At 64.6% G+C, this 7077-nt stretch carries 9 protein-coding genes and 2 pseudogenes; 6 read left to right on the forward strand and 5 right to left on the reverse strand.

Features of this window, described 5'->3' with window-relative positions; genetic code table 11:
- Window positions 1-41: 41 nt before the first annotated feature.
- Both ACY5KJ_RS15155 and ACY5KJ_RS15160 read left to right on the forward strand, forming a co-directional pair.
- Window positions 42-602 (forward strand): ribonuclease domain-containing protein, encoded by a 561-nt coding sequence (locus tag ACY5KJ_RS15155; RefSeq protein ID WP_462188950.1) that lies wholly within the window; start codon window positions 42-44, stop codon window positions 600-602.
- A gap of 115 nt (window positions 603-717) precedes the next feature.
- Window positions 718-1119 carry a barstar family protein gene (locus ACY5KJ_RS15160; RefSeq protein ID WP_462188951.1) on the forward strand — a complete coding sequence of 134 codons (402 nt, stop codon included), beginning with the start codon at window positions 718-720 and terminating at the stop codon, window positions 1117-1119.
- Window positions 1120-1305: 186 nt separating this feature from the next.
- Here ACY5KJ_RS15160 and ACY5KJ_RS15165 read toward each other — a convergent pair whose 3' ends face one another.
- Entirely contained in the window at window positions 1306-2448 is a 1143-nt protein-coding gene (locus ACY5KJ_RS15165) for an IS3 family transposase (protein ID WP_462188945.1), read from the reverse strand.
- Window positions 2449-2478: 30 nt separating this feature from the next.
- Here ACY5KJ_RS15165 and ACY5KJ_RS15170 point away from each other — a divergent pair, with 30 nt between their 5' ends.
- The gene (locus tag ACY5KJ_RS15170) at window positions 2479-2961 is read left to right on the forward strand and encodes a hypothetical protein (RefSeq protein ID WP_462203642.1); all 483 of its coding nucleotides are present in this window, start codon (window positions 2479-2481) and stop codon (window positions 2959-2961) included.
- A 58-nt stretch (window positions 2962-3019) separates the two neighbouring features.
- On the opposite strand, the gene ACY5KJ_RS15175 is transcribed toward ACY5KJ_RS15170, so the two are convergent.
- From ACY5KJ_RS15175 to ACY5KJ_RS15185, 3 genes and pseudogenes are all read right to left on the reverse strand, one after another.
- The gene (locus ACY5KJ_RS15175) at window positions 3020-3259 is read right to left on the reverse strand and encodes a transposase (protein WP_462188947.1); all 240 of its coding nucleotides are present in this window, start codon (window positions 3257-3259) and stop codon (window positions 3020-3022) included.
- Window positions 3259-3396, reverse strand: a pseudogene (locus ACY5KJ_RS15180) (FAD-dependent monooxygenase); the annotation flags it as partial. The pseudogene ACY5KJ_RS15180 and the gene ACY5KJ_RS15175, both read right to left, overlap by 1 nt.
- 294 nt (window positions 3397-3690) lie before the next feature.
- Complete coding sequence (locus tag ACY5KJ_RS15185) at window positions 3691-4959, reverse strand: hypothetical protein (protein WP_462203643.1); 1269 nt, start codon at window positions 4957-4959, stop codon at window positions 3691-3693.
- Window positions 4960-5184: 225 nt separating this feature from the next.
- Here ACY5KJ_RS15185 and ACY5KJ_RS15190 point away from each other — a divergent pair, with 225 nt between their 5' ends.
- Together ACY5KJ_RS15190 and ACY5KJ_RS15195 are read left to right on the forward strand one after the other, a co-directional pair.
- The gene (locus ACY5KJ_RS15190; protein ID WP_462188949.1) at window positions 5185-5703 is read left to right on the forward strand and encodes a carbamoyltransferase C-terminal domain-containing protein; all 519 of its coding nucleotides are present in this window, start codon (window positions 5185-5187) and stop codon (window positions 5701-5703) included.
- Window positions 5704-5705: 2 nt separating this feature from the next.
- The gene (locus ACY5KJ_RS15195) at window positions 5706-6224 is read left to right on the forward strand and encodes a hypothetical protein (protein ID WP_462203644.1); all 519 of its coding nucleotides are present in this window, start codon (window positions 5706-5708) and stop codon (window positions 6222-6224) included.
- On the opposite strand, the gene ACY5KJ_RS15200 is transcribed toward ACY5KJ_RS15195, so the two are convergent.
- Window positions 6221-6424: a hypothetical protein gene (locus tag ACY5KJ_RS15200; protein ID WP_462203645.1), complete on the reverse strand. Its 204-nt coding sequence runs from the start codon at window positions 6422-6424 to the stop codon at window positions 6221-6223. The genes ACY5KJ_RS15195 and ACY5KJ_RS15200 overlap by 4 nt on opposite strands.
- A 58-nt stretch (window positions 6425-6482) precedes the next feature.
- Here ACY5KJ_RS15200 and ACY5KJ_RS15205 point away from each other — a divergent pair.
- Window positions 6483-7077: pseudogene (locus ACY5KJ_RS15205) on the forward strand (ISAzo13 family transposase); the annotation flags it as partial.

Consider the following 7077-nt stretch of genomic DNA (forward strand, 5'->3'; position numbering starts at 1 on the left):
CAAGTTATTTCATTTCGACTCCCTACCCTCGTTATAGCTGGCTGGGTAGTTTCCACCGATCGCGAGACACAGTCTCCGGCATCTTTCTAATGGGTGCTCGTCTCTATAACCCGACCACTGGGCGCTTCCTATCTGTAGATCCGGTGTTCGGAGGCAGCGCAAACCCGTACGAGTACGCTCTCCAAGATCCCTACAACCTCCAGGACCTCGACGGTCAGTCATGGGGGACTGTGCTTCGAGTTGCGCGGGCCGTTCCATCGGCTGCCCGAGCCGTTCCGTCGACTGCGCGTGCTGTGGTAGGAGCTGCACGGGCAGCTCCGGGCGCGGCAAGGGCAGCAGTCTACCGCGCTAACCTCAAGCGTCTTCCCCCACAGGTGAATACGGTTCTTAATCGAGTTACATCGAAGGGCTCACCGTTGCCGGGATACAAGGGAGGGGCCACCTATAAAAACAGCAACGGCGCGCTGCCCCGAGGTGTTTCCTATCGAGAGTGGGACGTATACAACACCAAGCCTCGCGGCGCCGCCAGGATCGTCACAGGAAGCGATGGGTCCGCGTACTATACTAGTGATCACTACAGGACATTTACTCGGATCAAGTAGGTGAAACGTGGCCTATGATTGGCTGCCACGAGTGCTGCTTTCGCCGCAGCCCCCGTGGATTCTCTGTGGAACAGTGCCCACACCTCCCGACGATGCCGACGAAGGTGGAAGCGGTGTGCGACTGGTACGCATCGACGGCGCAGGAATGAGCACAGAGGCAGAAATGCATGATCAATTTTCCGAGAGGTTTGAATTTCCCGAGTACTATGGTCGCAACTGGGATGCTCTATATGAATGCTTGACGGACCTGAGCTGGACCCCGGCGGGGGCATATATCATGTATGTCTCGCAAAGCTCTAGGCTTCTATCGAGACAGCGGCCGTCGATCCCGCTTTTTCTCGACATTATCTCGTCCGCATGTGCAGCTTGGGCGCTCCCCGAGTCACGCGGCTTCCCTATCGACGAACGTAAAGTCCCGTTTCATGCAGTTCTACATGACTCGGAACTGACGGAGAGGGAGCTAATGGATTTGTACTCTGCACTCGGAGTGCCGCTATCACTCCTATTGCCAGCCTAGTTCTCTATAGGAGCCAACTTTGTAAAGTGCTCGATTAGCTGTTTTCAGAAGTCTGCATTTAAATAAAGGGTACACCCGTGGTGCTCAGATCTCCTGATCACAATCTGAGCACCACGGGGAGTTCGTTCAGGTCGACGTCGTCACTGCGGAACCCGTCAACCTGTTTGAGGCAGGATCTTGCGGAAACTAGCCTGCTGCTGGGTCTTGCTGGATAGTCGGTTCGTCGGCGACAGGCCGGTTGATCCACACTGGTTCCGGGAGCGCCGGCGGCACCGGGGGCCGGCGGACGAACCGTTCGGGGTGCGCCGCGTAGGCGGCGCCCAGGACGGCAGCGCGGGCCTGGTGGACCTCGCCAGCCAGGCCGTGATGGACCGTCGCCGGGGTGAGCAGGCCGATCCCGGAGTGGCGGTGCGTGTTGTTGTAGTGGTCGAAGAAGTCCCGGCACCAGGACCGGGCCGCCTGAAGACTGTCGAACACCCCTGGGAAGTCAGGCCGATACTTCAACGTCTTAAAGTGAGCCTCGGAATACGGATTATCGTTCGACACCCTGGGTCGGGAATGCGAACGGGTAACCCCCAGATCCGCGAGGAGCAACGCGACGGTCTTCGACGTCATCGACGTACCCCGGTCCGCGTTGATCGTCAACTGCTCCCGACCGACACCCTGCTTGACACAGCTCGCGGTGATGAGATCCTCCGCGAGAGTGGCGGATTCCCGGTCGGCGATCATCCACCCGACCACATACCTGCTGTACACGTCGATGATCACATAGAGGTAGAAGTACGTCCATTTCTTCGGACCGTGGAGCTTCGTGATATCCCAGCTCCACACCGTGTTCACAGACGACGCGACCAGCTCGGGTTTCACATGGGCGGGATGGGTGGCCTGACGGCGACGCTCCCCGGTCTCCCCCCGCTCGGCGAGCAGCCGGTACATCGTCCGCGCAGACGCCAGGTACACCCCCTCGTCGAGCAGCGTCGCCCACACCTGGTCCGGGGAGGCGTCGACGAACCGCGGCGAGTGCAACACCTCCAACACCCGCTCCCGCTCCGCCGCCGACAACGCCGCGGGCTGGCGACGCTCCCGATGCGGGATCGGCGCCGGCCGCACCGGAGCCGGGCTCTTCCGATGCCGACGGTAATGCGTGGCCCGGGACCGTCCCATCGCCCGACACGCCGCCGCCACCCCCACCTCACCGGACAACGCGGCGACACCGTCCTCGACTATCCGTTCCGCTTCCGCGGCGACTCCTGCGATTCGCTGATCTCGGGAATGCCCTCGGAGAGAGTTTCCAAGAGCTTGGGAGTCGAAATGAAATAACTTGCGCATTTCGAATCCTCCACAGGCCTGTGACCTGCGATGATGCTCTCGATCGCGTATTTGTTACTTCATTACGTCCCCTTGGATACTTTTCCCTGCACATCGATCACGAAGCGGGCCTGCGCCAGCTCCTTTTCCAACCGTTCCTTCTCCGCCCGCAGCTTCTCCAACTCCCGGTTCCGCTCATCGGTCGGCGGGCGCCCCTTCGGCTTCGACAACCCCGCCAACGCCCCCGCCTCACGGGCCTTCCGCCACTCCGCGATATGCGCCGAGTACAGATCCTCCCGGCGCAAGATCGCGCCTTTCTGCCCGTCGGCAGCCGCCTCGTACTCGGTCAAGATCCGTAGCTTGTACGCCGCCGTGAACGACCGCCGCCGCGCCTTCGGCTCGACCTCCGGATCCGGCCGCGACCGGCCACCACTCTCCCGATCTCCCACCCGACCATCATCGGTCAGATCCCGCCTGGCCGTCACCGATACCACCACGATCGACTTCCTCCCTACCCGCCCCGTCACAAGATGATGGCCGGAACCTGCCTCACCTCATGCTGACAGATAGGGAACCACCACCCACAGCAAGATCACTTAACCAGCTGAATGTTTACCTTGGCCAGCCGGGCGGCCACCTCAGTCGGCACACCCGGCTTCGTTCCCGCCTCGACCTCGGCCTTCACGACCCAGACCCGCAGCGTCTCCGGCGAGATCCCCAGCTGAGCCCCGATCCGCTGGCACGCACCCTTCGCGCTCGTCCCCGCCTCGGCCCTGGCCTCCAGCACCAGCCGGATCGCCCGTTCCCGCAGCTCATCGGGGTACTTCCTCATCCGTTCGCCTTCGGCGTCTCCCGGAGCAGCGGCTGGCGCTCCAGTACCAGCGGCCGGACTCCGGCCAGGCGCAGCTCGGCGGCCAGCATCAGGCCGGTCGGACCGGCACCCACGATGATCACTTCGGCGTCCATCATCGGCTCCCCCTGCGGGGTATTTCGTCGCATTCCCGTGCGACCCCGCCATCGACAACAACACACGCATTCCGCGGCTCCTAATCTCGTGGGTTCTCGCCTCGGTCACGGATTCTGCGGCATGAACTGGGTCTTGCCGCAAGCCCCCCGGTGTGCTACAGATTAGAAATGGCAGGAAGAGCCATTGCGCTCTTCCTCAACCTCCAAATGCGGACGGACGACCTCCGCGCGAAGCGGCACGCGGCGTAGGAAGCCGCAATCCCCTTGGACGGTCTCCTGGGCGTCGTATGCCGTCTTTTAGGGCTCAGGACGGTCCCGTGCGGCGAGGTAGAGGGTCCAGTCGTGGGCGGCGTGCTGGGTCCAGGCGACGGCGGTGGCGATGTGGAGGTCGAGCAGGCCCGCGAGGATCGGGGCGGGTAGGTCCGCGGCGAGCGTCATGAGCGCGGCGCTACGGGCATGGCGGGCGTGCGGCAGCCCGTTGCCGCGAAGCGCCCGGTAGACCGCGTCCCGAGTCGGTTGGCCAGGGAAGCCGCCGGGGAACAGCCAGGTCGTGGCCGGCGGGGCGCTGCGAGCGAGAACGGATACGGGACGGGCGGCGTCGGGTTGGGCGAGTAGCAGGTCGGCGACCGCTGGAGGGAGAAGCACTCGGTGTGCTCCCAAGCGGAGGAGGGTCCGATTGCCCTCACGGTCGATCTGGTCGGCGTGTAGCGCCGAGATCCGGCTGACGGGTAGGCCGTAAAGCAGCAGGAGGGCGCCTGCCGCGCGAGCGGGCAGGGGCAGGGTGGTGTCGTGCAGGCAGCGACGGAGGTGGGTCCACCGGTCGTCTTCGCTGATCGCGGCGACGATGTGGCGGGGTCGCCGTTTCGGGATGCTCACGTCACCGGTGAGCCGTCGGCTGCGCGCCCAATGCAGGAACTCACGGGCTGGGTAGGCGCTCTCGGCCGAATGCTCAGTCAGCCAGCGGTCGACGTCGGCCTGGGTGAGATCGGCGAGCGTCGTCTGTCGATCGTCGATCCAGGCGAGCAGGCGGAGCGCGGCGCGGATGCGGGTGCGGGCCCAACCGGCTGCGGCCGGGGTGAACGGCCGGGCGGGCAGCCGGTGACGGGCGCGGCGCAGGATCGCCCAGCGCGCCCACGTACGGATCAGGCTGCTGTGGACGGTGGGCTGTGTGGTGAGGAGGTTGTCGAGCCAGGGGCCGAGGCGTTCGAGGTGGTCGGCGCGGTCGGGCAAGACGCCGACGTGGACGAGTGTCTGGCGCAGCCGGTGTAGAGCGAGGGTCTGCGGCCAGGTGTCGAGCAGCTCGTGGCTGGGTGGAACATCCGACGAGGCCAGGTGGAGGAACAACCGTTCGGCAGAACCGCCGGAGCGTAGCCAGGTCAGGACGGCGTCGGGCGCGTCGGCGGTTGCCAGAGCGGTCGCCAGCGGGCGCAGCTCGGGACACATGGCGCCGTTCGTGTCGGTGAGCAACTCGTTGGCACGGCGGGCGGCCAGGCAGCGTTCGCACCTGCCGTCGCGGGGCACGAACCCGGCCCGGCCGCAGGCCGGGCAGTCGTAGTCGACGTCCAAGCCGGCACACGGACCACAGATCCGTTGGCCTTGGGAATCGAAACCGACGAGCACCTGAGCGCGCCGGCAGCGGGGGCAGAGGGCGGGGTGGCGGCGTGTCCAAGCGTAGCAGGAGGCGCAGACGCTACCGATCGGCCAGGTGGCGATGATCCGCCGATCGCGTCCGCACCGCGAGCAGCGGCGAGTGGCCGTGGTTCGGCAGCGGGTGCACAGGCGGGGTCCGCCGTGGGCGCCGGTCGTGGCCAGCTTCCCGATCAGCTCGCAGGCGTCGCAGACACCGAACAGGGTGCGGCGGTAGCACGCCTCGCACAGCCCCGGCTGACCGTCGCGGGCGCGGACCTTGAGTCGGCCTTCCCTTTCACAAAGCCCGCAGTGCAACGCGGGTCGGCAGGCGGCGCACACGCGGCACCGAGAATCTTCGAGATGGGCAAGAAGGCAAACTCTCCCGACCTGACCTTCGTCTTCCCTATCCGCGCCGAGTATCGCGACTTGGTCCCCGGGGCGGTCCACGTCGACGGCACCGCGCGCATCCAGTCGGTGTCACCGGCACAGCACCCCCGGCTTGCGCGCCTGCTTGAGGCCGTTGAGCAGACAACGGGTGTGCCCTGCTTGATCAACACCTCCTTCAATTTGGCGGAGGAACCGATAGTATCCTCGCCGGAGGATGCCCTCCGTTGCTTCCTCGGGACGGGTATCGACTACCTGGTTCTCGAGGACTACCTCGTCACGAAGTTGGAAGGTTGAGAATGAGGGATGGGAAGTTCGACGACGCGACGCCGTTCTGCTTGTTCCACATCGATGGTGTCACCCGACTCGCCACAGGGGAAATCCATTACAACACGCTGCTGGAGGCGCTGCCCCGGCCGTTCAACGCTGCGGTCATCACCATGGTCCCATATGCGCAGCTGAGGGAGCGCGGCTTTGTCTGCCACGATGGCGGGGAGCCGCTGGTTTCCCTTGTGGCCAAAGACTGCCGCGAGGTGGACCTCGACGGATTGGTGGCGGGGGCCGAACCGGAATTCTCGCTCGGCGAGGTCATGTTTGATCTCAGCGACGACGAGTACGCGGATGTCGTCCGCCAGGTCGTCGACGCCGAGATCTGCCGGGGCGAGGGGGCAAACTTCCTTCTGTCCCGACGTGGTTTCACGCGAATCGAGGGATTTAACGCTGAGGTGGCAGCGACCGTCTTCCGGCGACTGGTGCGCAACGAGCTCGGTGCATATCTCACCTTCTGCTTTTTCGATGGTGAAAGGTACTGTCATTAAATAAGTTGATCACTTGATCTGTGTTTGGGATTCCCGTGTGATCGCCTCGGTACGGTTATGTCCGTGGTGGACGATCGTTCGGCGAAGTTTGTCGCGATGAGGGGGCGCCTGGAGAAGCAGCGGCCCCATCTGGACGAGCGGCAGTGGCGGATCGCTATGGGGACGTAATGAAGTAACAAATACGCGATCGAGAGCATCATCGCAGGTCACAGGCCTGTGGAGGGTTCGAAACGCGCAAGTTATTTCATTTCGACTCCTATGGGCGCGGAGGCGGATTCGTGGGGGCATGGTGGAATTGCGGCCGTTGCCCGGGCGACAGGTGCGGCCCGGAACACGATCAAACGTGGGATGGAGGAGGCTACGGACCCGTCGCCTCCGCCTGCTGGCCGGGTCCGGGCGCCAGGCGGAGGCCGTAAGAAACTTGAGGAGGCCGATCCGGAGATCGTCGAGGCTCTCGACGGGCTGGTCGAGCCGGAAAGCCGCGGGGATCCGATGACGCCGTTGCGGTGGACGACGAAATCGACTCGGAAGCTTGCCCTTGAGCTGACCGGGATGGGGCATCCGGCCAGTCATGCCGTGGTGGCCGAGATTCTGAAGTCGATCGGGTGCAGTCTCCAGGGAACGCGCAAAAGGCACGAGGGGCGTGGGCATCCGGACCGTGACGCCCAGTTCCGCCACATCAGTGCCACCGCGGCGGCGTTCCTGGCGGCCGGAGACCCGGTGATCAGCGTGGACACGAAGAAGAAGGAGCTGGTCGGGCCGTTCCACCAGGGCGGCAGGGAGTGGCACCGCAAGGGCGAACCGGTCGAGGTGAACGCCTACGACTTTCCCTACCTCGCAGACGGGAAGGCCA

It is taken from the genome of Frankia sp. CcWB3 (genome assembly GCF_977927595.1).